Below are 24,117 nucleotides of genomic sequence, written 5' to 3' on the forward strand. Positions count from 1 at the left end.
AAAAACCTCAGGTAAATTATAAAAAAGCCACCTCGGTTGAGATGGCTTAAGTGATTAGGCTTTTCATTAATTATTATTTTTGAATTCTTCGCCTGGCGATTCCAACTCCCAACAATCCTAATCCCATCAAGGCGAGGATGCTTGGCTCTGGAACTTTCATCATCGGTTCACCCTGATAATAGATCGAGGCGTGCGACAGCCCCTTACCTGAGAACCATGTGCCGCTGAGCGGATCACCGACAGTCAAATCCAGGAGAAAGGCCCCGAATCCGTTTCCTGCCTTAAGCGTGATCACGATATTATCCAGTCCTGCAAGCGTATCGATTGCCCAATTCCCGGATTTAGCACCATTAACCGGTGCGGTGGTAAAGTTAATTGTGCCATCACCATCTGGGCCATCGTTCTTGTCCGCGAGCATCCACCCCGTCATTCCAAACAGCGAAAAACTAGCATCAATTTGGTTGCTGTCATTACCACTGAAACACGCGCTTTGCGTTGCATTAGACAACGAATAGGTTGTGGCAGAGGAACATGACATCAGCCCCGCCTGTGCTTGGCTGGCTGCCAGCAAAGACAACGCAAGAACATTCATTGTCATTAGTCGAATTGTAGTTTTCATAGCTACTTCACCTATATGAATCGGATAACGACCACACCGGTAGAAAAAAGCATTTATTGCACCACCGTGTGTAATTTCAATTCAATACAGGTGTTTATCAAACAAGCCGTTCGGCCCTGATACTTCAATGTGTAAAAAATTCCGACAAACTGCGGGCCGTTAACTTCCAGTTATTCATTTCTCCTTCTTATCTTTCTTTTCCTCACCCTCGGGTTTCGGCCAATTCGCTTTCTTTTTCTCGCATTCCACAATGCCACTGCTGCTTAGCCGCAGGCTCCAGCGTTGCGCGGATTCGTGGTCTTGGCCAGATTGGGAATACACCAGAAGCAGGTCGTAATCGTGCTGTTTCTCGATGGGGTGGGCTTTGATTTCCGAGGTGATGTCGCCCTTTTCGCTCCAGGCGTAGAGCTTGTTGTTGGTGGGCTGAATCATTTCGCACAGGGCTTCGCAATCCAGACTCAGGCGCTCCTGAAGGTGACTTTTCTCCAGTGCTGAGTGGTCCAGGTAAGTGACCGAGCGGTAGCACACGATTTGTTGCGCTTCGTTCGTTACCCATTTCCCGGAGCTTTCTTTCACTTGTTGGGGCAGGTCTGAGCGCTTGCGATAATCCAGCCACACGCGTTTTCCGGCAAAGGGTTTGTTGGTGTAGGGCGTTAGCAGGCGAATTTTCCACCGCGGCTTTCCTTTACGCAGCCAGCGGGTGATGGCGGTGATCATGTCGTCGCGCAGGAGATCCCGAACGGCGTAGATCAGCGCTATGCCAAACAACAGGCTGAGGGACAGTTGCTCACTGATGGTTCGGGTGTTGAACAGAATGTAAGTGAACAGCGCCATAATCAGCGTGGTTGAGACGGCCTTAACCAGCTTGCGCGTGCCGTCACCGAGCGCGATCACTTTGGGCCTGAGCAACACCGGATATTCGAGCAAGCGGTGGTAAAGGCCCATTCGGTTCCACACACGTGTTGCGTCGCCTTTGAAGCTGCTTTGGTATTCGTGTTCCTGCCGGTGCTGGTATTCCTGTTCCAGCAATTCGATAACAGAATCCCGGATCTCTTCGCCCAGCTTGTCAAAGCCTTCTATCGCAAGGCATTCCAACAAGAATTGTTCGGTATGCCAGGAGTAATAAATGTCCGCTAAGCGGTAATAGCGTTGTTGACTGCTTTTAGCCGGTGATGAGTTGCGCAAACGTTGGGCAAAGTTGCGGCTCAAGCGAAGCGCCCGTTTGATCAGGTCGACACTCAGGCCGGAGCTTTCGATTTGCTGGCGCAGGCGCTCCATCGAGGCCCGATACTGAAACAGCCAGGAGCCAAAGGTTATCTCGTAGTGGGGTGAGAGCAGGGCGAAGTCGTGGTTGGATTTGCTGATACGATCCTGCTCGGGAAGCCCCAGCAAGCTGTACCGGTGTTCGATCGAATTGAACAGGAACTGCTGCTCTGAAAGCGTCCAGGCAGTCAGGCTGTCTTCATGCGGGGTGAACAGGTACAGGTCGACCTGATAGCGACCGGGCTCCGACAGTGTGCGAGTCAGCTGTAGGCGGTGATTACCTTTGCGTTTCATTAAAAACACACTGTTCTCCCAACAACCAATACACGTTTCAGGGCTAGCCTTGTCGAATCCGGCGATTTATCAAGTAGCTAGGAACACCTTAGAGTATAGGGAAATGGCGCATGTTGCCGCCACTATTAGACAGGTAAAGCAACTTGTCTGATACTGGGCGCATCATAATAAACAGGACTTTCGGAGATATCGGCAATGACAGATCTGCTCACACTCACCACTGATGACAATGGCATCACAACGCTGAGTTTAAACCAACCAGACCGGCGCAACAGCCTCTCGATGGAGATGCTACATGCGTTAGGCGATGCACTTTCGGACATCTCGAAGAATGACGCCTCCCGGGTGGTAGTTCTGGCAGCAGCCGGCAAGGTGTTCTGCGCGGGGCATGATCTCAAGGAGATTCGTGGCCAGTTTGACAGCTATGCCTTTCAAAAAGAGCTGTTCGATAAATGCAGTGAAGTGATGCAGCAGATCGTCAACCTGCGCCAACCCGTGATTGCCCGTGTTGCCGGTGTCGCCACGGCTGCCGGGTGCCAGTTGGTTGCAAGCTGCGATCTGGCGGTCGCCGAGACGGGCGCACGGTTTGCGACACCTGGCGTCAATATCGGTTTGTTCTGTTCAACGCCGATGGTGGCGCTGTCACGCAACGTATCTCGCAAGCACGCGATGGAGATGCTGCTGACTGGTGACATGATCGACGCCGAACGGGCAGAGCGGATGGGGCTGGTGAACCGGGTTGTTGAACCGGCGATGCTGGATGAGACCGTTTACGCCATGGCCGCCACGATTGCGGGGAAATCCGCTCATACCCTAAACGTGGGTAAAACAGCCTTCTACCGCCAACTGGAAATGCCACTTAACGAAGCCTATGACTATACGGCGGAGGTGATGGCCAGCAACGTCGTTACGCACGATGCGAAAGAAGGTATTTCGGCGTTTCTCGATAAGCGCCAGCCCGAATGGCGCCATAAATAATCAGCGCGGGCAGGTGCCGTCAGGAGGCCAAATGAGCCGGTCACCCACTTCAAGGTCCTGAGACTTGAAGTAACCGGAATTCATTTCCACGGCGCTCCAGAAAGACGTTCCTGCCGGGTAAACCGGGCAACCTGAGCTGTGGGAGGATGTGCAGGGCAGCATATGGCGCATGCTGACAATCACGCCGTCTTCATCGAGAAATGCGATGTCGAGCGGTATGAGCGTTTTGTACATCCAGAACCCGTAGCTGGCTGGCCGCTCTTCCTGATACTCAAACACCATCCCGGCGTGCTTGTCCAAAGTGCGCCGCCCCATCAGCCCTTTTTTCCGGGCTTCTGATTCGCTGGCAATCTCGACCGTAACCGGGTAACTGGCGTCTTCACTGACAAAGCAGGCTCGTACACTTGCCAGTTCAGCGGGGGCACTGTCTTTACCCGCTTCTGCCGCGCCACAGCCCGCCAGGGCCAGCGCACAGAAGGGGATGAGATAGGTAAAGGCTTTCATGAGCGTAAACGGTAGCCGGTTTTAAAGATCCACCAGATGGTGGTCAGGCACATGCCGAGGAACATAAGGGTCATGCCCACGCTCACGCCAATGTGCACATCGGATACTCCGTAGAACGCCCAGCGGAAGCCGCTGATCAGGTACACCACGGGGTTGAACAGGCTGATGGTTTGCCAGATTTCAGGCAGCATATCGATGGAATAAAAGGTGCCGCCCAGAAAGACGAGGGGAGTCACGATCATCATGGGAACGATCTGAAGCTTCTCGAAACCGTCAGCCCAAATGCCAATGATGAAGCCGAACAAGCTGAAAGTGACCGCGGTCAGGGCCAGAAAGGCGACCATCCAGAACGGGTGAAGAACCGAGTAGTCAACGAACAGGCGAGCCGTCGCGAGAATGATCAACCCCAGCAGAACCGACTTGGTCGCCGCTGCGCCCACGTAGCCGATCACGATCTCCAGGTAGGAAACCGGTGCGGACAGCACTTCGTAAATGGTGCCGGAAAATTTCGGCATGTAGATGCCAAACGAGGCGTTGGAAATGCTTTGCATGAGCAAGGAAAGCATCACCAGGCCCGGGATGATGTACGCGCCGTAACTGATGCTGTCGATGTCGCCCATTCGAGAGCCAATGGCGGACCCGAACACCACGAAGTATAGGCAGGTAGAGATCACCGGCGACAACACGCTTTGCATCAGCGTGCGCCGCATACGCGCCATTTCGAACTTATAAATTGCTTTTACACCGTACAAATTCATTTTTATCTCCGTCCGGGCGCAGTGTTACTCGTTAACCAGGCCAACAAAAATCTCTTCCAGAGAGCTTTCCCGTGTTTGCAGATCACGGTACTCAATGCCCAAATCACCCAACGTACGAAGCAGTCTGGCAACACCTGCCTGTTGCTTCTGAGAGTCAAACGTATAGATAAGCTGGTAGCCATCATCAGATAATTCCACGGGCTCCAGCGTCAGCTCGCCCGGCACGGCTTCCAGCTTGTTCTGCAGGTGCAGTCGCAGTTCCTTTTTTCCCAGCTTCGACATCAGGCGATCTTTGTCTTCCACCAGAATGATCTTGCCCTGGCGAATCACGCCGATGCGATCCGCCATTTCTTCGGCTTCTTCGATGTAGTGGGTCGTCAGAATAACGGTGGTGCCGTTTTCGCGGAGCTTCCTTACCATTTCCCACATGTCGCGGCGCAATTCTACGTCAACGCCTGCGGTGGGTTCGTCCAGAAACAGAATGCGAGGTTCATGAGACAAGGCTTTGGCAATCATCACCCGGCGCTTCATACCGCCGGAAAGCGACATGATTCGGTTGTTTCGCTTATCCCACAAGGACAGGTCTTTCAAAACTTTTTCGATGTGGTTGGGTTTCGGGGATTTACCAAACAGCCCTCGGCTGAAGGAAACCGCATCCCACACCGTTTCGAACGAGTCGGTGCTGAGTTCTTGCGGCACCAAACCGATGGTTTCACGGGCTTTGCGGTAATCTTTAACGATGTCGTAGCCCGCCGCTGTGGCCTGCCCATTGGTTTTATTGACGATGCCGCAGATGATGGAGATCAGCGTCGTTTTACCAGCACCGTTGGGGCCGAGTAGGGCGAAAATCTCCCCTGGGTAGATGTCCAGATTGATATCGTTGAGCGCCTGAAAACCACCTTCGTAAATCTTGTTCAGGTTCTTTATCGAGATATCCGGCTGCACGGCTATGTGTCCTGTCTATGTGGGTGACTCAAACCAGAAAGCCGGACATTTTCTCATGGTGGCGGCAGTTTAGAAACCTTTGCCTTGTGCGCATATATCCCCATAATGCGTACCTGCTAACAAACGGGGGCTGATGATGTTTCGTGTTTTTGGAGTATCGATTGTTTTAATCGCAGTCATTGGGTTGGCGGTGTTTGCGTCACAGTACATGGGGGATTCTGAAGAGGACGTCGCTCGCCCGGAATGTGACCTTTTGGCTGGCCCATGCACGTGGGACACTCCCGAAGGGCAATGGAGCGTTAGCCTGATCCCTCAGCAAGGCGGTGCCGGTAAGCACCTGTATACGCTGAACGTGAAGAGCCCGGGTGCTCCCGACCGTTTTCTTGCCGTATTGCGCGGACGCACCATGTACATGGGGGAATACCCGGTTCCTCTCCAGCGGCAGTCCGCGACCCACTTCGTTGCTGAATTTGAGGCCCCGTTGTGTGCGACCGGCTCTGAGATGGTCTGGCAGATCGACTTACAAAGTGGCCAACAAAAGCTGGAAAGTGTGCCACCCATCCTATTCTTCAGAGCGCATAGGTAGTGGTATTTCCACTGGCTTTATTTTCGCGCTTTCGGGGAAAGAAGGTTAGATAAAAGCGTTGCTGGTAACCGCTTCATACAGGCTTGAGGTTGGTGGTACGTAGTGCTTTTCTTCCCAGAACTCTGCACCGTCCAGCCCCGCCCGATAACACGCCAGTAGAATGTCGCTGGATGTCAGCGTCGCAATGGCTTGTATGGCTTCCGATTGGCGAATGCCGGATTTACGACTGGCAATGCCCGCCACGATGCTGGCTAACGGCTCAGAGTGTCGCACAACGCTGGGACACAACGCGCAACTTGCGCCATAAAGCCAAACGGTTGCATACGTTCGCACAGCGTTCGGCGCTTCCGGTAACAACAGTCCTTTCGCCCGGCAATCACGCTCCTGAAGACCCACCAGAATGTGGAGCTTTGAAGAAAGCTCTGCGCGATCGAGGGGTAACGGCGTGGGATGGGTGGTCGACGCAATTGTACCGTGAGGAACGGTAAGCTCGGTCCGGCTCAAGGTGTACATGCGCACGCCTAACAAACCGACCAATAGCAGAAGCCCGCATTGAGTTATTGCCACCACTTCGTAAACCATCGCTTTAAGTCCCTGAAAACATAGCTGATGTAACGCTAGATGTTATGAAGTGTAACATTGAGTAACTAAAGGACATTGCAACCAATTCCACAGTTCAACGCGGATTTTGTGCGGTCTTGTGTATCTGTGACGCTCGTCCCAGATAAAAGAGCTAATTCAGCAGGTTGGCATGGTTTTGAGGGCAAGCTTGCGGCGAATATAACGGCCCAGAGCGTCCACACCAATATTGAGCAGCGCAGTAATCAGGATAAGAACCATCGCCCGATCGAAACGAATGTTCTGAATCGCGCTGTCGACGTAGAAGCCTAAGGTGTAGATACCCAAAATACCTAAGATGGCAGTTTCCCGCATGATGATTTCCCACCGATAAAACAGGAAGGCCAAAAAGGAACGGTAAACGCGGGGAACCAGCTCCCAGCTGTAGCGGGAAAAACCGGTCGGGGCATCAGGGCGAAGTTCAATGGTATTCGACTGCCTGCCAATCAGATATCCGATGATACCGCCGTTATGCAGTGCCAGAGCGACCACCGCAGGCAGCATGGAAGGCCCCCAAAGCTGGAGCAGAATATACGCCAGGATGTACTCCGGCGTGGAGCGCACGATCACCAACAGAACATGGCCAGAGGTGCGCCGAACCGGCCCACCGAAATGTTTGGAAATCAGAGGGAATGCCAACAATGACAAGATGCCGGTCGCTACCAGAGCAATCTGGGTGAGCACCACGGTGTTCCAGATGCCGGGCATAGCCTCGTTAACCCAGACATCACTCATCCACTCGGTAAGCCCGACCACACCCTCACCGTTGCGAATGGGCGCTGGAATAATGTCTTCCGTGAAGAAACGTTTCACGTTCCCCCAAATGATCGGCATGCCATCGCCAAGGAAGAACGGCGCGGCCAATATGTAAGCCGGCAGCAATTTAGGGCGCACCCAAAGCGGCATAGTGGCGATCAATATGTAAAACAGAATCAGCATGGCGCCGGCATCGGAATACAAACCTTGGGAGAAGGACGATTCCAGGTAGAAGCCCAACGTAGGCAATCCGACAAAGCCGAGAATGGCGGAAGAACGCATGCCGCATTCAAGGCGATACGCGGTGTAAGTTCTCAGCTGTACCCAGCAGTCAGGAATTTTGGTGTAAAGGAATGCTGAGATTGACCGGGTTTTAGGGGGTAAAAGCCGGCCTGGCTCGGGATCCGCCTCTTCAAAGATCTCAGAATACACTTTGGCAAAGATACCGGCGTAGGGAATGGCGATCGCCAATACGCCGGTGAGCGGATGAAAGCCGAAAAACTGTAAGAAGATCAGCGCCCAGAATAATTCGTGAATGGAACGAATAAACGCGCAGAACATGCGCACGGGTAAGAACCGATACGCCAGCGAAAGCAGGAAACCACATGCGCTGCCGAGAGCCACGCCGACAAATGCAAACGCGACCGTGCGCAGGAGCGCGGTCAGCAAGCCTTCGGTGCTGAAGAAGTTGGGCGTTACGATACCCAAAAACAGCCTGCCCAGATCTTGCCAGGGGTTTGCCGTGGTAATGGCAATGTCGGCCACCAACAATCCGCCTATGGCGATTGCCAGAAAAATGAAGCTGGTGCGGACGGTGGGGTAGGCGAACATGGGTCGTTATCGGCCGGTCAGTAAATCGAAGCGATGTCTGACGCCGCCAAATTAGACGCTGCTTCATCCAGCGCAATCTGGCCGTCTTGAATGCCGATAATCCGGTCGCAGTAAGCAAGTGCCATCTCCACATCGTGGAGCGCAACAATGCTGGTATTGAAGCGACGGGTGAGTAATTTCATGGCGGCATGTGCCATAGGGCCATCCAGGGCTGATATCGGTTCATCAGCCAGCAGTATTGGTGCCTGCCGATACAGGGCACGGGCAATAGCCACACGTTGGCGCTGACCGCCTGACAGTGCAGCTGCAGGAATCCAGAGCTTCTCGGAAATCGAGAGTTCTTCCAACAGGGTTTTAACGGCGTGTTTATCCTTCGAAAAGGGACGAAGCAACGTCAGCGTATTGTACCAAGTCGGGTGTCGGTCGAGCTGACCAATGAACACATTGTGGAAGACCGGCAATGCGTTAACCAGTCCCAAGCCTTGGGGAATCAAAGACGCTTGTTGCTGCAGGCGTTCGTAAATCACTTTAATCAATGTGGATTTACCCGCGCCACTTTTGCCGACCAGCGCGATGTGCTCACCTTCGCGGACATGAAGAGACAGCGGGCCAATAACCCGCTGTCCTTCAAAGCTGGCTGTCAGGCCATGAAAATCAAACTCTGACATTAATCGAGGATTCCGATGCTTTCAGCAGTCTTACGAATCGGCTCGTAGTCATCGTTAGATGCAGGAATAAATCCGGACCGTGGGAAGCTCTCCAGCAAGTCTGGATCATCCAGTTCCAACAGGGCTTTGGTGACACGATCCTTGAAGCCCTCACCGAAGGTTTCGTTTACATCGCCACGGATGGTCCACTGGTAATCAGGGTAGGCCGGTGTCTTCCAGATCACCTGAACGGCGTCAGTATCAATGTTACCATTGGCCAATTCTTTTTCCCAAACCTGGAAGTTCAGAGCGCCGACTTCATAGGTGCCAGCTTCTACCAGGCGCAGGGTGCGGGTGTGGTTGCCGCTGAAGCCTACGCGTGAGAATACAGAATCCGGCGCTTCATCAAAGGTGTCTCGAATGTAGAATTCTGGCATCAAACGCCCAGAGGTCGAGCCTTTGGAGCCAAAGGTAAACGTTTTTCCGCGTAGATTGTCTTCCAGGCTTTCCAGTGAATCGGAAGGTTCAATGCCGGTTTCGGTGTTGGCGATGAAATAGGTCTCGAACGCTTCATCTTCAACGCCTTGAGCGATGGCCTCGGAGCCATCAACCAAACGACGAGCCTGAACACCAGACAGGCCACCAAACCACGCAAGTTGTACCTGATTGTTGCGGAACGCTGATACGGCTGCGGCATAGGATTTAACCGGGATATAACGAACGTCTACGTCCAACTCTTCCGCCAGGTAATCCGCTACGCCCTGAAACCGTTCAACCAGTTTGGTTTCGTCTTCATCAGGGATTGCAGTGAAAATGAACGTTTCTGCTTGAGCTGTTGAAAACGCAGACATTGAGATAAGGCCAGTGGCTAACCACTTGCGCAATTGTTTCATCGCCATGGAATTCATTCCTTTGTTATTTCGGAGCCGCGAGGGAAAGGCGGCGGGTGCCAGTTTCTATTTCAGGATACCTTGAATTACACGTTTGATGAACCGCTTTCCAAGTCAACGCTTTACCTAACGCATAGACCCATGCAGAATCTTTGAAACCTCCGAACTTGACGATTATGAAACTCATTATTAATACCCCGGCTGGTCCGGATTCCAAAGCTGGCAACCGGGCAACAGCCGTTCGATGGCAAAGGCTGCTCCAAGAGTCGGGCCACCAGGTAACGATTGAAACGGAGTATCAGGGTGCGCAGTGCGATGTGTTCATCGGCCTGCATGCATGGCGCAGCGCTGCAGCGATCAAAGCATTCAAACGTGCGTGGCCAGACACACCGCTGATTGTGGTGCTCACAGGAACAGACATTTATCACCATCAGCATGCCTACCCGGAAGCCACCTATGAGTCGATGGATCTTGCCGACCTTCTGATCGGCCTGCACGATCGGGTAGGGCAGGACATCCCTGAACGCTATGAAAGCAAGTTGCTAACGCTACGCCAGTCGGCAGACAGGCCAGAGTCCATCGGCGGATCTCGCCTGGAACCCGGACAATTCCATATCTGTGTGCTGGGTCACCTCAGAGATGAAAAAGATTCCCTGAGAGCCGCCATCGCGAGTCACCACCTGCCAGAGGATTCAAACATCATTGTCTCCTGTGCCGGTAAACCTCACAGTGACGCGTGGCGAGAATTGGCATTGCAGGAGAGCCGAAGCAATCCCCGGTTTCATTGGCTGGGTGAGCTGAACGCCTCGGAGTTAGGGACGCTGGTAGCGGTCAGCAGTGTGATGGTGATCAGCTCCGTGATGGAGGGTGGCGCCAATGTGATTTCGGAAGCTTGTCGAGCCGAATTACCCATTCTGGCATCAGACATTCCGGGAAACAGAGGTTTGCTGGGCGATGATTACCCCGGGTATTTCCCTGTTAAAGATGACCGGGCTCTTGCGGATTTGATGGCGCGTGCCGAAAACGATGAAGAGTTTTTGGCGGCGCTTAAAAAGAAGGTGGTAAAACTGGCCGAGACCTTCGAGCCTGAACAAGAACGCCAGAGCTTGGAGAAAGCCCTGGCGCTCGTTGTTCAGCCAAAAGATTAAAGTACTTTTTTCGCTTCAGTAGAAAAGCTATCGAAGCCTTTTACGCTCTTAAAACCTTCCAGTTTTTTCTTGTCGGCGTCACTCGGATTCGCGATTTGTTCAATCGAGGTGATGCCGGCATCTTTCATTTTCTTGGCTGTTGCAGGCCCAATACCCTTAACCAGCGTCAGATCAGACTTGTCAGCTGTCTTAGTTGCTTTTTTCGCTGCTGGCTTCTTGGCTGCAGGCTTCTTAGCGGGGGCCTTTTTCGCAGCAGGCTTCTTGGCGGCAGGCTTAGCGGTTTTCGTCGCGCTTTTTGCTTTTTTAGCCGTGCCTTTCGCTAGCTTTTTAACGTCGGTTTCGACTTCTTTGGACGCGATCCCCAGCCGCTCAAGCAAGCTTGTCTGCAGCTCGTGGAAATCATTCATGCGGCGTTCAAGTTCGTCGTTAAAACGCCCGATTTCCCGTTCCCGAAGCTCTTCGACTTCCTTCAGAAGCTTCCGGACAGGTTCCTGAACCTGACTTTGCAGTTGGTCCAGCTGCTTCAAGGCATCATTGATCAGACCTTCAATCTGATTGGACGCTTTATCAAATTCTTTGTTTACGGATTTAACGATTGCTTCAATACTTGGCTTGGATTTCTTTGCCATCTGGCTGTCTCCTTGCGGGGTAGGCTTGGTTAGAGAACGATTCAGGCTGTTTGTCTTGATAGTAGTGAAGGTCCGCCAGCTCTGCGCGACCGGAGTGTCTGCTTCTTGTAGAGCACTTCTCGAATGCGGCGCATTTTTTCGGTCAGGGGCGAGCTTGCGTTTTCATCAAGTTGAATAAAATCAATCGAGTAAAAGAAGTTGCTACAGTGCTTTCGTTTCTCAGTGACGAGCCCGGATATGCCCTCGGCGCGGATGTCGTCCAAGGGCATTTTCATCACAAGATCAAGTGTTACTGTATCTCCAGGTTCGAAAGGCTTATCGGTTTTCATCACACATCCGAAGCTGTCCAGCTCATAGAGCCGGGCGTGAACGTCTTCTCGGCGAAAGAAGCCATGACGGTAGCGGAAGTGGGCGACGAGATCCGGTAATGCGTTATTCATGAAACCTGTTCTCTGTTTCCAATGATGGCAACTGGGAATGAGCGTAAATTGAACAATAGACGGACTCGAACCGTTTGGCAATTACACCCAGCCTTTGCTGATACACGTATACCGCTGTTTAGCGGTTCCTTATTTGATACAAATCAACCCGGCGATCTTTCAAATTGGTCACCGACCCTTCGTTCCGAACCAGCTTCAGTTTTTCCAGATCCATATCGGAAAACATGATCATTTCGGTGTTCGGTGTTGTCTCAGCCATCACCGCATCGTGAGGGAAGGCAAAGTCCGAAGGGGAGAACACAGACGACTGAGCGTACTGAACGTCCAGGTTCTCTACCTTAGGCAGGTTACCAACGCTGCCAGTAATAACAACATAGCATTCGTTTTCAATGGCTCTGGCCTGAGCGCAATGACGCACCCTCAGGTAACCGTTCTTGGTATCGGTCCAGAACGGCACGCAAATGATATCGACCTCTTGTTCTGCGGCGATACGCCCCAACTCCGGGAACTCAATGTCGTAACAAATAAGGATAGCGACCCGGCCTGCGTCGGTTTCAAACACGTTGAATTCGTTACCGCCCTCGATAACCCAGTCACGGCGCTCGTGCGGTGTTATGTGGATTTTACGTTGCTCATCAACGCGACCATCCCGGTGGCACAAGTAAGAAACGTTGTACACGCGATCATCTTCGATGAGGGGCATGGAGCCGGTGATGATGTTGATGTTGTAGCTGACCGCCATGTCGGACATTTCATTACGGAACTGCTCAGTAAATCCGGCCAGGAAACGAATCGCCCGGGTTTGATCCAGCTGATCCGTCAGCCCCATTAACGGCGCGTTAAAAAATTCGGGGAAAAGGGCAAAGTCACTTTTGTAGTCCGAGAGCGCATCCACGAAGTACTCAACTTGCTTGAGAACTTCCTCCACCGACCCAAACTCGCGCATCTGCCACTGAACAGCACCCATGCGAACCTGGGTTTTCTTTACATCCAACACAGAGGTAGGGGGCAGGTAGAGAATGTTTCGCCATTCCAACAGAGTGGCATAGCCCAGCGACTTTTCATCCTCTGGCAGATACTTATGCATCAACCGGGTAACTTGGAAGTCGTTGGAAAGCTGGAAGCTCAGGATAGGATCGTAAATCTCTTTTCTGTCTACGCGCTGAATGTATTCTTCCGGCGTGTATTGCTCGGCATACTTGAAGTAGTTAGGGATTCGTCCGCCAGCCAGAATAGCTCTGAGGTTCATCGATCGACAGAGTTCTTTCCGCGCCTCGTATAAGCGGCGACCTAAACGATAACCTCGGTATTCCGGGTGAATGAACACATCGAGGCCGTATAGCGAATCCCCGTTAGGGTTATGCCAAAGCTTTTCGTTTCTAAGAATCAGATCATCGTAGGCGTGGGGGTTGCTGAACCTTTCGTATTTCACTGATACAGTGAGTGCAACGGCGACGAGCTTGCCGCTCTCCTCAATACAGACTTGCCCATCCGGAAACTGTTCGACCAATGCTTTAATGGTGTCTTTTGGCCAGGCACCTCCGATGTCGTCATAGACATCGTCCATCAATGCTTGTAATTCACTGTAGTCATCAAGGGTGAGATTACGCAGATTCAGGTGTAGATCTTCGTGGGCCATTCAAACTCTCTCCGTTAGGTATCAGCATCGGCATAAGACGACAGTGCAAGAATCTTAGCAGAGTAGGCGTGCACCCACACGTTCATCTACAGAACGCCTTACGACCGCCGATACACTTGGTAACTGCTCCATCTAAGCATTTCAATTAGTATCGCGCACCGCTCAATTCTTGGAGGAAATTTACCGTGGAACTTTCATTCGGGCAGAAGCTGCTTATTGCGGTCGGCGTGCTGATTGCAATCATCATGGCCGCATTCACATTTACAGCTGATCGCCAGATCCAGAAGACCACATACACCTATTTATACGCGATGTTAGATGGTGCAATTAACCAGAGCACCGATACCATTGCAGATTGGCTGAATACCCGTTTGGATATGACGACGGCCGCGGCTAAGGCCCTGGCCAAAACTGAAACGGATGAGCAGGCACGTTTGCTATTAAACAGCATGACCGAAGGCAGCAACGCCAAAGATGTTTACGTTGGCACTTCCGAAGGCCGCATGATCATGAGGTCTGAAGCCTCCGAGCAAGGGCTAGGTGACAGCTTTGATCCCAGAGATCGCCCTTGGTACAAACAGGCACACGCGGAAGGCACTGTTTCGTTCACCGGTACTTATCAGGATGCGCAATCAGGCGAGACCCTCATCTCTGCCGTTGCACCGGTTTCTTCTGGCATTTTTGAAGGTGTTGCCGGTATGGACATCAGCCTGAACGTGATTCAAGAGCTTCTGGCAACGATCACGCTTGGAGATGCCGGCTACGCCATGCTGATGGATAGCAACGGTACTATCTTGTTTCACCCTGACCAGTCTCTGATCGGCAAAAGAGCACGGGATTTCCTGGGGTATACGCCCGAAAAAGATGGCACCCCGGCCAAATTTGAGCGAGACGGGGCAGAGTGGAGTGTCGCGCTCTTTCCCATCGCCGATGCTCGAGGCGTCGATTGGTATATTGGCTCTTTCGTTAATTGGGACAAAATCACCCAGCCAGTCGTCAATGCAAGAATTGCCGGCCTGACGGTTGCCATTATTGGTTTGATCGTCGCGCTTATCCTCCTTCATTTTGGCATTCGTGCATTGATGGCTCCGGTCCGCAGATTGAACGACGCCATGTCAGACATTGCATCTGGTGATGCTGACCTGACCCAGCGTCTTGATGACCGAGCCAGCGATGAGTTCGGGATTCTCGCGAATAGTTTCAACCAGTTTGTTGCTAATATTCAGCAAGTCGTGAGTGAAGTTAAGGAACGAAGTGAGGAGTTGTCCCGCAACGTTAAGTCGCTCAGACAAACCTCCAGCAATAGCCGCGACAGCGTGGAAGGGCAGCAAGGCGAGATCAACATGGTGGCTACTGCCATCAACGAAATGTCCGCTGCTGCGAATGAAATTGCGCAAAGCGCCCAGCAAACAGCGGAAGCCGCTGAACAAGCGGATCATGAAAGCCTGGGTTCTCGTGAAACGGTCGCGGCTTCTCGCGATGCCGTACAAAAACTTTCTCATGAGATTACGGCAGCGGCCGAGGTGATTGATAAGCTCGGTCAGGACGTTTCTTCAATCACCACGGTTCTTGAGGTCATTCAAGGGATCGCTGAGCAAACCAACCTGCTTGCGCTTAACGCTGCGATCGAAGCTGCCCGTGCCGGCGAAGCAGGCCGTGGCTTTGCGGTTGTTGCCGACGAAGTGAGGAATCTGGCGCAGCGCACCCGTGCGTCTACAGAAGAAATAAATAATATGATTGAACGCCTGCAGCAGGGTGCTAATGATGCTGTGGATGTGATGAAGGCATCAACTGCGGTTTCGAACGTGAGCATGGAAAAAGCCCAGGATGCGATGGAGTCTTTGAATCGCATTGCAGAAGCTATCACCTCAATCAGTCAAATGACCTCCCAGATTGCCACCGCGTCGGAAGAACAGACTTCTGTAACGGAAGAGTTGAATGCATCAATCACACGTATTGCCGAGCAAGGTCAGACTGCAGCGGAAGCCACCAGTGAGAATGATGTATACAGTAGTCAGATTGAAACCATCGGCCACACGCTTAACGATAAAGTGAGCCGTTTTAAAGTAGAGTGATCTGATGGATGTCGGGAGCGGTCAGGGATAGCCGCTCCGCGCATTTAATCGTCGTTGGTTAGGTAGTCAATTCTGCTTTTAAGATTATCCAGAATGTGTCGGGTAACATCCTCGGAATCTTCGGTCAGGTAAGGGTTGTCGATAGAAATGACCGTCCGGCGATTGAGGTTCAGGCTAGCCACACTTTTGCCAAAAGACTGCTTCAAGTAGATTGCAAAACTACCGTCACTCATCGCTCGCTCCAGCCCAAGTTGCAAGCGGTGTGCGGTTTCATGGTCAGCTGGAGCCACAAAAAAGTAAGAAGGCATGGGATAGGCCAATAGGAGCGTAGGTTCAATAACCAGCTCTTCCGAAGAATCGCCCTTAAGCTCAAACATCACCTCACTGATACCCCTTGCGAAGCATTCGAACCGGTGGTTTCTAAGCATCCCGAAAAGGATTTCATAGCGGGTGTGGGTGATAACGTTTACCCCGTTACCCTCCAGAATGGGCGTATCAGGCCAGTGGGCGCCCTGTCCGATACGAATATTTCGTGAGTCCATATCTTCAATATTTTGGATGCCTTGGAACATCCCCAGGTTTTCCGGTAATACCAGGCAGACTCGAAACCCTAAAAGGCCACCATCCACGGGTATGGGGATCGCTGTAAGCCCGTTTTCACGGTCGGGCGAGGAGGCTACATTGGCGATATCGACTAAATCAGAATGGTTACCGGTTAGCTCTCGAAGTGCGCGCCCCTGACTTAACTCCTGACTTCGAATCAACTGAAAGCTGCCGTACTCAGGCGTTTTTTCGAGCGCAAGCTCAACAAGAGCATGTATGGCTGGGTTGTCGTAATTTCGATACCAGAGAACGTAATCGTTGGATTCTGGCTTAACCGGTATTTCAGCAAAGAGTGGCGTTGATACCAGGGCGGTTATTAAGCCCAGGAGACAGCTTGTTTCTACTATTCGGATTCCGAAAAGGGGTGCCAAGCTCAAAGTCCTCCTTATCGCTGATAACACAATTAAACAGACTGCACTGTGAGTCACAGGGTAACGCAAAACAACGAATGTGCACGAAATGTAGGGGATATTCCTAGAAGTTTCTTGAACTAGGGCACTAGTATTGCAATCATTCCGACCTCAATAAGCATAGGAATCGGATTATGGCCATCATTGATACGCTCATCGGCACTGCGGGCCAGTGGGTTGGACATACTGATGCAAAAGCAACCTTGTTGCAGCCCGTAGAGTGGATTAAAAAGACAGGCAGTTATACTGCGATCAATCGAATCGTTGGCATGACGATTCCGTTTACCACTCGTAACGGTTTCTCCGTGCAGGAAATTCGCCCAGGCTATGTTCGTGCAAAGGTGAAGCTGAAGGGCAACAAAAACCACTTTGGCAGCCTGTATGCCGGTGCCTACTTTCTGGTGGCTGAGATCCCGGGCGGCATTTTGGCGCTGTTTGATCTTGGTCCGGCTTATACGCCGATATTGAAAAGCATGACGCTGGAATTTCTGCAGCCCGCCGATTCAGACGTAGAAGTTGAATTCACGCTACCGGAAGAAACCGTCGCCGCGGTCTTGGCCGAAGCGGATGCAACCGGGCGAGGCAAGTTCACGTTGGAAGGGGTGCTAAGAGACAAGAACGGTAACCATGTCGCCACGTCTTACGCTCAATACCGGGTGCGCAAGAAAGGCTTCAAGCCTCAGGTCTGAGCAATCTCGCGCAGCGTTTGCAGGAAAATGTCACCGTATTTCTCCAGCTTCGCTGCGCCGACACCGCTGACCTCTGCAAGCTCTTTCAGTGAGTTCGGCCGACGTTCCAGCATATCGAAGAGCGTGGTGTCGTGAAAGATCACGTAAGGCGGTACACCTTGCTTGTCCGCCAGAGCTTTCCGACAGGCGCGCAAAGCGTCCCATCCGGCTTGATCGGTAATCTGGTCTTTTACGTTGGCACCACTGCGTTTACCCGAGCCTGAACCGGACGACGACTTCTTTACTTCCGGATCTTTCCGCAATTCGATTTGCTGTTCGCCTTTGAGCAACGGGCGGCACATCTCTGTTAATTGAAGCGCTCCGTAGCCGTCTGGATCTGCCCGCAGGTAGCCGTTAGCCACCAATTGCCGGTAGACCGACTTCCATTCGTTTGCGGACAGTTCTGTACCAATCCCGAAAGTTGATATGGCCTGATGGCCAGCCTGAAGGATACGTTCGTTGCTTGAGCCTCTGAGCACGTCAATCAGATAGGTCACGCCGTAACGCTGACCCGTGCGGAATACGCAGGACAGCGCTTTCTGGACGGCAACAGTACCATCCCAGGTTTTCGGTGGGGTCAGGCAGGTATCACAGTTTCCGCAGGGTTCTTCCAGAGTATCGCCAAAATAGCGAAGTAAAACCTGACGACGGCACTGGGTCACCTCACACAGCCCCAGCATGGCGTCCAGCTTTTGGCGCTCAACCCGCTTGAATTGATCGTTGCCTTGGGAGGCTTCCAGCATCTGGCGCAGCTTGATCACGTCTTGCAGGCCATAGACCATCCAAGCCGTAGAAGGCTTTCCATCCCGCCCGGCTCGACCGGTTTCCTGGTAATAGGCTTCCAGGCTTTTCGGCAAATCAAGATGCGCAACGAAGCGCACATCGGGTTTATCGATGCCCATGCCAAAAGCAATGGTGGCCACCACAATGACGCCGTCTTCCCTCAGAAAACGTTCCTGATTACGCGACCGCTCTTCATTGGACAGGCCAGCATGATAGGGAAGGGCGGTATAACCTTTGTCGGCCAGTAACTTCGCCGTAGCATCTACCTTGTTTCGGGAAAGGCAGTAGACTATGCCACAATCATCCTGATGTTCAGCTTTAATGAACTCCAATAACTGCTTGTTTGCATTGATCTTAGGCGTGATTCGATATTGAATGTTCGGGCGATCAAAGCCGCTGACGAAATGCTTGGCGTTCGTCAGCGACAGACGCTCAGCAATCTCTTTACGGGTGCGCTCGTCTGCCGTTGCGGTCAGGGCAATGCGAGGCACACCGGGAAACTCTTCGGCCAACATGGTGAGCTGAAGATAATCGGAGCGGAAGTCGTGTCCCCATTGAGACACACAGTGGGCTTCATCAATCGCGAACATGGACAGCGAGGCGTTGTGAAGCAACTCGATAATGCGAGGTTGAATAAGGCGTTCGGGCGCGCAGTAGAGCAGATCCAGCTCTCCGGTCATCAGCGCATATTCGGTCTCGCGCGCCTGCTCAAAGTCCATTGATGAGTTCAGAAACGCCGCTTTGACGCCCAATTCCCGTAACGCGTTGACCTGATCTTGCATCAGAGCAATCAGCGGGGAAATAACAATCGCTGTACCGGTTCGAACCAGCGCGGGCACTTGATAGCAGAGTGACTTACCGCCGCCGGTGGGCATCAGTACCAGGGCATCGCCGCCGCTGATCACTTCATGAACAATCTCTCCCTGCAATGGGCGAAAGCTTTCATAACCAAAAACCTCATGGAGCACCTGTTCCGGGCTCTTGTCAGAAACCGATGGGCGCTCTTTGGCTAATTGCTCGAAGTCATGATCGTGGTACATGATGGGCGCTGGCCTTTGGGCAGGGTACATTTCAGGCCCGGAATCATACCAGATATAGGCTACTGAAGGATGCCCAAGGCACTTAGGTAGAGGAAAACCGGTAATAGACCGGCTACAATATCGCACCATTTATAAATTCGATTAACATCCGCGAACAACAACAGGGCCCGCATGCAGGATTTTGACTCAATTCGACCCTACTCGGACGAAGAAACTGCTCCAACCATCCAACGGCTGGTTAATGACTCTGAATTCCTGAACATGATCGGCCGCTTCAGATCCCCGCGACTGGCTGCTTGGGCACCTGCACCGCTGAGGTTCTATGTTCGCCATTGGCTGTTGAAGCGCTTTGGCCATATCAAGACTGTCGACGACCTCCAAACAAGCTTGTCGGGCTATGTAGCTGAGTTGGTTGAAAACACCACGCTAAAAGTCACCCACAGTGGCCTTGAGAATTTAAGCAAGACCAGTGCCCATCTTTTCATCTCGAACCATCGCGATATCGTCTTTGACCCGATGATCGTGAACTACCTGTTATTCCAGAATGGATTTCAAACGACTCGGATCGCTATCGGGGACAACCTGTTGTCCAACCGGGTGTTTGCCGAAATGATGAAGCTCAACAAGAGCTTTCTGGTACGCCGTAACATTACCAGTCCACGCGAGATGCGTGACGCCTATTTGACCCTGTCAGGGTTTATCAATCACAGCATTGATACCAATCACAGCGTATGGATTGCTCAGCGCGAAGGCCGGGCGAAAGACGGCATCGATGCCACAGACCCAGCCATCATCAAAATGTTCTATATGAGCAAGAAGAAGTCCGGACTCGGATTTGATGAGGCGCTCAGTCGATTGCACGTTGTGCCGGTGTCTATCTCCTACGAATACGACCCCTGTGATGTCGACAAAGCCAGAGAGCTGGAGATTCGGGAGCGTACCGGGACCTATCAGAAGACTGAGGGCGAAGATTCCGATCAGATCATTAAAGGCCTAACCGGGCCGAAAGGGCATGTTCACGTACACTTTGGGGCTCCTATATCTGAAGCGCCTGACACTCCCAAAGCGCTGGCCGCACACATCGATCATGAAATGCATGCCAACTACCATCTGCACGCCTCCAATCTCGCAGCGTATGAAATGCGCGACCTGCAAGTGGATACGCCAGAAACGGCAAACAGCTTAGGGATCGACGCTATCGCGGCAGGCGCTTATTCGAACGAAGAGCGAGAAGAGGCGAAGGCGGAAATCGCAAAGCGTCTAGAAGCTTGCGACGAAGCTGGCAGGAAGTATTTGCTTGATATGTATTCCAACCCGGTTGTTAATGCCCTGGCAGCACGTAGACAGGCTGAGATCATCGAAACCGAGCATGAATAACAGGTGTTCTGGCGCGGCAGGGTCAGCCGCGCCAGAACCCTGGTGATAGCACAATCACGACGCTCAGAATTTCCAACCGCCCCATCAGCATACCCACCGACAGAATCCATTTCGCAGCTTCTGGTAGCGGCCCGAACGTACCGGCAGGGCCGATAATGTCACCCAGGCCCGGGCCAACGTTGGTTAGCGACGTCAAAGCACCGGATAAGGACGTGATGAAGTCCAGCTGCAGCGAGGCTAGTAACACGGTAATCGCCAGCAGACACAGCAGGAACATAAAGGTGTAGGCGATCATCGATGAGATGATTTCATCACTGACTGCTCTGCCGTTGTAGTTTCGGGTAAATACGGCTCTTGGATGCAGAAGCCTTAAGAGCTGCTCCCGCAGAACAATCAACGAGAGTTGAAATCGGAAGATCTTCATGCCGCCTGCAGTTGAACCAGAACACCCGCCTACGAACATCAGAAAGAAGAACACTACGAACGCTAAAGGCCCCCAGGCGGAATAGTCTTCGGATGCGTAACCGGATGTGCTGATCACTGACGTAACATTAAACAGAACCGAAATGTAGTTATGCAGCGGATCAAAAGGAACCGGGGATACCCACCAGCGGTAGAGCGTGAGCAGCGCCGGAACGGTCAGCAGTATGGTCAGGAAAAGACGAACCTGCTGGTCCCGGAATAAGGCGAAGTGCTGACCGTGCATTTCCCGGACAAACAGGAAAAACGGCAAACTGCCCAGAATCATGAAAAAGGTGGCTTCTGCCAGTATCAGGTCGTTGAACTTGCCCATTGAGAAGTCGGATGTTGAAAAACCGCCGGTTGCGATGCTGGTCAAGCCGTGGTTAAAGGCATCAAACAGCGTCATACCCGATACCCAATAGGTCAACACTGCCACGGTTGTAAATATTAGATAAACGATCAACAGGCCGCGACTCAGGGTTTTCATGCGCGGAAGCGCTTTGTCCGTCCACTCAGAGGACTCAGTGGCAAACAGGCGCATGCCGCCCACTCGCAGGAACGGCAATACGGCAACGAACATGCCGATAATACCTATGCCCCCCAGCCACTGAAGAATCGAGCGCCATAGCAAAAGATCTTTATCGAAATCGTCGAGCCCCGTTAACACCGTTGCCCCGGTGGTGGTGATCCCGGAGGTGGCTTCAAAAATGGCGTCTGCGGGGGATAACCCGTTGTCACTCAGGTAAAAGGGGAGTGCCGATAACGCTGAAATGATGAACCAGCTAGAGACGGTCAGCACGAACATGTAGCGAGGTTTCAGATCTCTTGAACGGTGGCGGGTGCTCAATACGCCAATTATCCCGAGGATAAGAACCAGTGCCGACGACTCCGCGAACGCAATGGCATTGGGCGCACCGGACGGCGTGAAAAAAAGCAGAACAACCGGTAACGTCATGAATACACTGAGAAGTATAAACATGAAGCTGACGATTAAAATGACAGGACTAAGGTTTCTCAAGGGGTGTCCAAAACAGCTAACAGTGAGATGCGGAAGGATACCCCCCGTTCCGCGCAACCGCAAGGAAACAGGGCCTTCGACAAAGGATTAACGGGAGATTAAAAGACAGTAAATTTGGATTTTACCTATGGCTATATTGGCATTGATCGTCCACGTTAGTAAGAGAAGCAAAACAACGCTGTCCATGCTGAGGAGAATGCTGATGACTATCAAAAAGAACTTGCTGATTGCCTCTATCGCGACCGCCGGTATCGCCGCGGCAAGCACGGCATCGGCTGCGGACATGTACAAGTCTGGAGTTGGCGGGCTGTATGCGGGTCTGAATTACACGTTTATGGATCTGGATTTTGATGGAGAGGATGCCGATGTAGGCACTCTGTCAGGTAAGGTTGGCGTAATGGCTAACGACTATATTGGCTTTGAAGCTCGTGCTGGTTTTGGCGTTAATGATGACGATATTGGAGGGGTAGCAGATGTCGAAGTGAACAACTTCTTCGGCGGCTACGCGACCTTTAACATGGTTAACGAAAGCCCCGTGACGCCCTACGCTGTCATCGGTTTTACCCGCACTGAAGTTGAGGTCGACACCGCTTTTGGTTCTGATTCGGATGATGATTCCGACTTTTCATACGGGGCAGGCCTAAAGTTCGAGATGGCCCAAAACCTGTCAGGTAACCTCGAATACATGCGTTACTACGATGATGATGACGTGACCCTAGATGGCATTGGTTTAGGCGTTCAGTTTAACTTCTAATCCAGTCAGCCCAGAAATGCCCGTGAGCCAAAAGCCCACGGGCATTTTTCGTTAAGCGGTTATAAAACGACCCAACACCAACACGCCACCGTAACCCAACGAATAAGCCAGCAGCAGGTGCAGGGTATAACGCATATAGGCGCCGAAGGTGAGCCCGTCGATTTTGCTCATGGCAACAATACCGGCAGCAGAACCGATTACCAGTAACGACCCGCCGACACCAACCGCATAGGTCAGACCCATCCACTCAGCCGGACTCATTTCGATACCCGCTTTCAGCAACGCAGCGGTTAGTGGCACGTTATCGATGACTGCAGAGAAAATGCCCATCAGGTAATTGGCATAGATCGGGGGCAGGACATCGTAAATCGCGACAAGGGAATCCAAGGCGTGAATTTCCTTGAGCATGCCCACCAGCAGCAATATACCGAGGAAGAACAACAAAGTTTCAAACTCGATCACTCGAATGTATTCGAGGATAGGGTCCAGATCGTTGTCGTTGCTCATGAAGCGGGACACCAGGAACATAATCGAAAGGCCGAACAGAAAGGTAAGCACGGGGGGCACGCTGAACAAGGCGTTTACCGTGATGGTTCCGATGATGGTGACCAGGAATAACCCCGCAATCACCGCATCTACTTTGCGAACGGTGTTCGTGTTTCCCTTGAGTTCAACAGTGCCGTCTAAACCCCGAGACAGCAGTACTGCAAGTATGAACACGGTAATAGAAGCCGGGATGGCCAGCGTGAGCAAAGTGAGAATTTCAACTTTCTTAGCCAGGAAGATCATCAAGGTGGTGACATCACCCGTGATCAGAGAGACACCACCAGAGTTCACAGCAAAAACAACCAAAACAATAAATTGAAGCCGCTTCTTAAGATCAAGGTTTAACGATAAGATCAGCGAGCAAGACACCAGCGTGGCTGTAATGTTGTCTGCCAGCGATGAAAATAAAAAGCAGAATAGGCCCGTCAGGAACAATAAGCGCCGCTCTGTAACGTGCCGCGGCATAATCAGGTAGATCATGTTCTCGATCATGCCTTTTTTGTTCAGGTAGGCAACAAACGTCATTGCTGCAACTAGGAATAGCCAGAGGCCGGCAATTTCAGCAATACTCTCGGCCAAGCCCGCGCTAATGGCAGCCGTTTCATCCGAACCTCCGCTGAATAAAAACAGCAGCATCCAACTCAAGGTTCCGAAGAACAACGTCGTTTTTGCTTTATTTACGTGAATAACTTCTTCGAAGATAACGCCTAGCAGCGCCAGTACGGCAAAGGATATGAGGGCAATATCGAGGACAGTCATAGGGGCAGGGATCCTGA

At 52.1% G+C, this 24,117-nt stretch carries 23 protein-coding genes; 7 read left to right on the forward strand and 16 right to left on the reverse strand.

Annotation, left to right across the window (positions count from 1 at the left end):
- Window positions 1-73: 73 nt before the first annotated feature.
- Both VOI14_RS05100 and VOI14_RS05105 read right to left on the reverse strand, forming a co-directional pair.
- On the reverse strand, window positions 74-619 hold the full coding sequence (locus tag VOI14_RS05100) for a PEP-CTERM sorting domain-containing protein (protein ID WP_323750952.1): 546 nt from the start codon (window positions 617-619) through the stop codon (window positions 74-76).
- Window positions 620-793: 174 nt separating this feature from the next.
- Window positions 794-2,185, reverse strand: coding sequence for a hypothetical protein (locus VOI14_RS05105; RefSeq protein ID WP_323750953.1), 1,392 nt, complete (start codon window positions 2,183-2,185; stop codon window positions 794-796).
- Between the two features lie 186 nt (window positions 2,186-2,371).
- Here VOI14_RS05105 and VOI14_RS05110 point away from each other — a divergent pair, with 186 nt between their 5' ends.
- Entirely contained in the window at window positions 2,372-3,154 is a 783-nt protein-coding gene (locus VOI14_RS05110; protein WP_323750954.1) for an enoyl-CoA hydratase, read from the forward strand.
- On the opposite strand, the gene VOI14_RS05115 is transcribed toward VOI14_RS05110, so the two are convergent.
- The 3 genes from VOI14_RS05115 to VOI14_RS05125 are packed head-to-tail and all read right to left on the reverse strand — an operon-like array spanning window position 3,155 to window position 5,361.
- Entirely contained in the window at window positions 3,155-3,658 is a 504-nt protein-coding gene (locus VOI14_RS05115; RefSeq protein WP_323750955.1) for a DUF192 domain-containing protein, read from the reverse strand.
- Window positions 3,655-4,416 (reverse strand): ABC transporter permease, encoded by a 762-nt coding sequence (locus tag VOI14_RS05120; RefSeq protein ID WP_323750956.1) that lies wholly within the window; start codon window positions 4,414-4,416, stop codon window positions 3,655-3,657. Before VOI14_RS05120 ends, VOI14_RS05115 begins: the two co-directional genes overlap by 4 nt.
- Window positions 4,417-4,440: 24 nt before the next feature.
- Window positions 4,441-5,361 (reverse strand): ABC transporter ATP-binding protein, encoded by a 921-nt coding sequence (locus VOI14_RS05125; RefSeq protein ID WP_323750957.1) that lies wholly within the window; start codon window positions 5,359-5,361, stop codon window positions 4,441-4,443.
- Window positions 5,362-5,494: 133 nt separating this feature from the next.
- Here VOI14_RS05125 and VOI14_RS05130 point away from each other — a divergent pair, with 133 nt between their 5' ends.
- Complete coding sequence (locus VOI14_RS05130) at window positions 5,495-5,947, forward strand: hypothetical protein (RefSeq protein ID WP_323750958.1); 453 nt, start codon at window positions 5,495-5,497, stop codon at window positions 5,945-5,947.
- A gap of 45 nt (window positions 5,948-5,992) precedes the next feature.
- Here VOI14_RS05130 and VOI14_RS05135 read toward each other — a convergent pair whose 3' ends face one another.
- The 4 genes from VOI14_RS05135 to VOI14_RS05150 all read right to left on the reverse strand — a co-directional run bounded on the left by VOI14_RS05135 (window position 5,993) and on the right by VOI14_RS05150 (window position 9,698).
- The gene (locus tag VOI14_RS05135; protein WP_323750959.1) at window positions 5,993-6,529 is read right to left on the reverse strand and encodes a hypothetical protein; all 537 of its coding nucleotides are present in this window, start codon (window positions 6,527-6,529) and stop codon (window positions 5,993-5,995) included.
- Between the two features lie 156 nt (window positions 6,530-6,685).
- Window positions 6,686-8,152: an ABC transporter permease gene (locus VOI14_RS05140; RefSeq protein WP_323750960.1), complete on the reverse strand. Its 1,467-nt coding sequence runs from the start codon at window positions 8,150-8,152 to the stop codon at window positions 6,686-6,688.
- 17 nt (window positions 8,153-8,169) lie between these two features.
- Window positions 8,170-8,820 (reverse strand): ATP-binding cassette domain-containing protein, encoded by a 651-nt coding sequence (locus tag VOI14_RS05145; RefSeq protein ID WP_323750961.1) that lies wholly within the window; start codon window positions 8,818-8,820, stop codon window positions 8,170-8,172.
- Entirely contained in the window at window positions 8,820-9,698 is an 879-nt protein-coding gene (locus tag VOI14_RS05150) for a putative selenate ABC transporter substrate-binding protein (protein ID WP_323750962.1), read from the reverse strand. The genes VOI14_RS05145 and VOI14_RS05150 overlap by 1 nt, the downstream gene beginning before the upstream one ends.
- Before the next feature lie 167 nt (window positions 9,699-9,865).
- Here VOI14_RS05150 and senB point away from each other — a divergent pair, with 167 nt between their 5' ends.
- The gene (gene senB, locus VOI14_RS05155) at window positions 9,866-10,837 is read left to right on the forward strand and encodes a selenoneine biosynthesis selenosugar synthase SenB (RefSeq protein WP_323750963.1); all 972 of its coding nucleotides are present in this window, start codon (window positions 9,866-9,868) and stop codon (window positions 10,835-10,837) included.
- On the opposite strand, the gene VOI14_RS05160 is transcribed toward senB, so the two are convergent.
- The 3 genes from VOI14_RS05160 to VOI14_RS05170 form a co-directional block, all read right to left on the reverse strand.
- Window positions 10,834-11,466, reverse strand: a complete 633-nt coding sequence (locus VOI14_RS05160; protein ID WP_323750964.1) for a helix-hairpin-helix domain-containing protein — start codon at window positions 11,464-11,466, stop codon at window positions 10,834-10,836. The genes senB and VOI14_RS05160 overlap by 4 nt on opposite strands.
- A gap of 41 nt (window positions 11,467-11,507) precedes the next feature.
- Window positions 11,508-11,906, reverse strand: a complete 399-nt coding sequence (locus tag VOI14_RS05165; RefSeq protein ID WP_323750965.1) for a hypothetical protein — start codon at window positions 11,904-11,906, stop codon at window positions 11,508-11,510.
- Window positions 11,907-12,024: 118 nt separating this feature from the next.
- Window positions 12,025-13,545 carry a bifunctional GNAT family N-acetyltransferase/carbon-nitrogen hydrolase family protein gene (locus tag VOI14_RS05170; protein WP_323750966.1) on the reverse strand — a complete coding sequence of 507 codons (1,521 nt, stop codon included), beginning with the start codon at window positions 13,543-13,545 and terminating at the stop codon, window positions 12,025-12,027.
- A gap of 185 nt (window positions 13,546-13,730) precedes the next feature.
- On the opposite strand from VOI14_RS05170, the gene VOI14_RS05175 reads away from it, so the two are divergent.
- Window positions 13,731-15,620, forward strand: coding sequence for a methyl-accepting chemotaxis protein (locus tag VOI14_RS05175; RefSeq protein WP_323750967.1), 1,890 nt, complete (start codon window positions 13,731-13,733; stop codon window positions 15,618-15,620).
- A 44-nt stretch (window positions 15,621-15,664) separates the two neighbouring features.
- On the opposite strand, the gene VOI14_RS05180 is transcribed toward VOI14_RS05175, so the two are convergent.
- Window positions 15,665-16,594: a hypothetical protein gene (locus tag VOI14_RS05180; protein ID WP_323750968.1), complete on the reverse strand. Its 930-nt coding sequence runs from the start codon at window positions 16,592-16,594 to the stop codon at window positions 15,665-15,667.
- A gap of 173 nt (window positions 16,595-16,767) precedes the next feature.
- Between VOI14_RS05180 and VOI14_RS05185 the strand changes: the two genes are divergently transcribed.
- Window positions 16,768-17,322, forward strand: a complete 555-nt coding sequence (locus tag VOI14_RS05185; RefSeq protein WP_323750969.1) for a YiiD C-terminal domain-containing protein — start codon at window positions 16,768-16,770, stop codon at window positions 17,320-17,322.
- Here the strand turns inward: VOI14_RS05185 and recQ are convergent.
- Complete coding sequence (gene recQ, locus VOI14_RS05190; protein ID WP_323750970.1) at window positions 17,313-19,184, reverse strand: DNA helicase RecQ; 1,872 nt, start codon at window positions 19,182-19,184, stop codon at window positions 17,313-17,315. The two genes, VOI14_RS05185 and recQ, sit on opposite strands and share 10 nt — an antisense overlap.
- Before the next feature lie 171 nt (window positions 19,185-19,355).
- On the opposite strand from recQ, the gene VOI14_RS05195 reads away from it, so the two are divergent.
- Window positions 19,356-20,561: a 1-acyl-sn-glycerol-3-phosphate acyltransferase gene (locus VOI14_RS05195; RefSeq protein WP_323750971.1), complete on the forward strand. Its 1,206-nt coding sequence runs from the start codon at window positions 19,356-19,358 to the stop codon at window positions 20,559-20,561.
- Window positions 20,562-20,583: 22 nt separating this feature from the next.
- On the opposite strand, the gene VOI14_RS05200 is transcribed toward VOI14_RS05195, so the two are convergent.
- Window positions 20,584-22,002 carry a TrkH family potassium uptake protein gene (locus tag VOI14_RS05200; RefSeq protein WP_323750972.1) on the reverse strand — a complete coding sequence of 473 codons (1,419 nt, stop codon included), beginning with the start codon at window positions 22,000-22,002 and terminating at the stop codon, window positions 20,584-20,586.
- A 241-nt stretch (window positions 22,003-22,243) separates the two neighbouring features.
- On the opposite strand from VOI14_RS05200, the gene VOI14_RS05205 reads away from it, so the two are divergent.
- Window positions 22,244-22,795, forward strand: a complete 552-nt coding sequence (locus VOI14_RS05205; protein ID WP_323750973.1) for a porin family protein — start codon at window positions 22,244-22,246, stop codon at window positions 22,793-22,795.
- A gap of 51 nt (window positions 22,796-22,846) precedes the next feature.
- Here the strand turns inward: VOI14_RS05205 and nhaD are convergent, their stop codons facing one another.
- Entirely contained in the window at window positions 22,847-24,100 is a 1,254-nt protein-coding gene (nhaD, locus tag VOI14_RS05210; protein WP_323750974.1) for a sodium:proton antiporter NhaD, read from the reverse strand.
- Between the last annotated feature and the right edge of the window lie 17 nt (window positions 24,101-24,117).

Origin of the sequence: Marinobacter sp., assembly GCF_034669625.1 — a bacterium.
Classification (GTDB): domain Bacteria; phylum Pseudomonadota; class Gammaproteobacteria; order Pseudomonadales; family Oleiphilaceae; genus Marinobacter.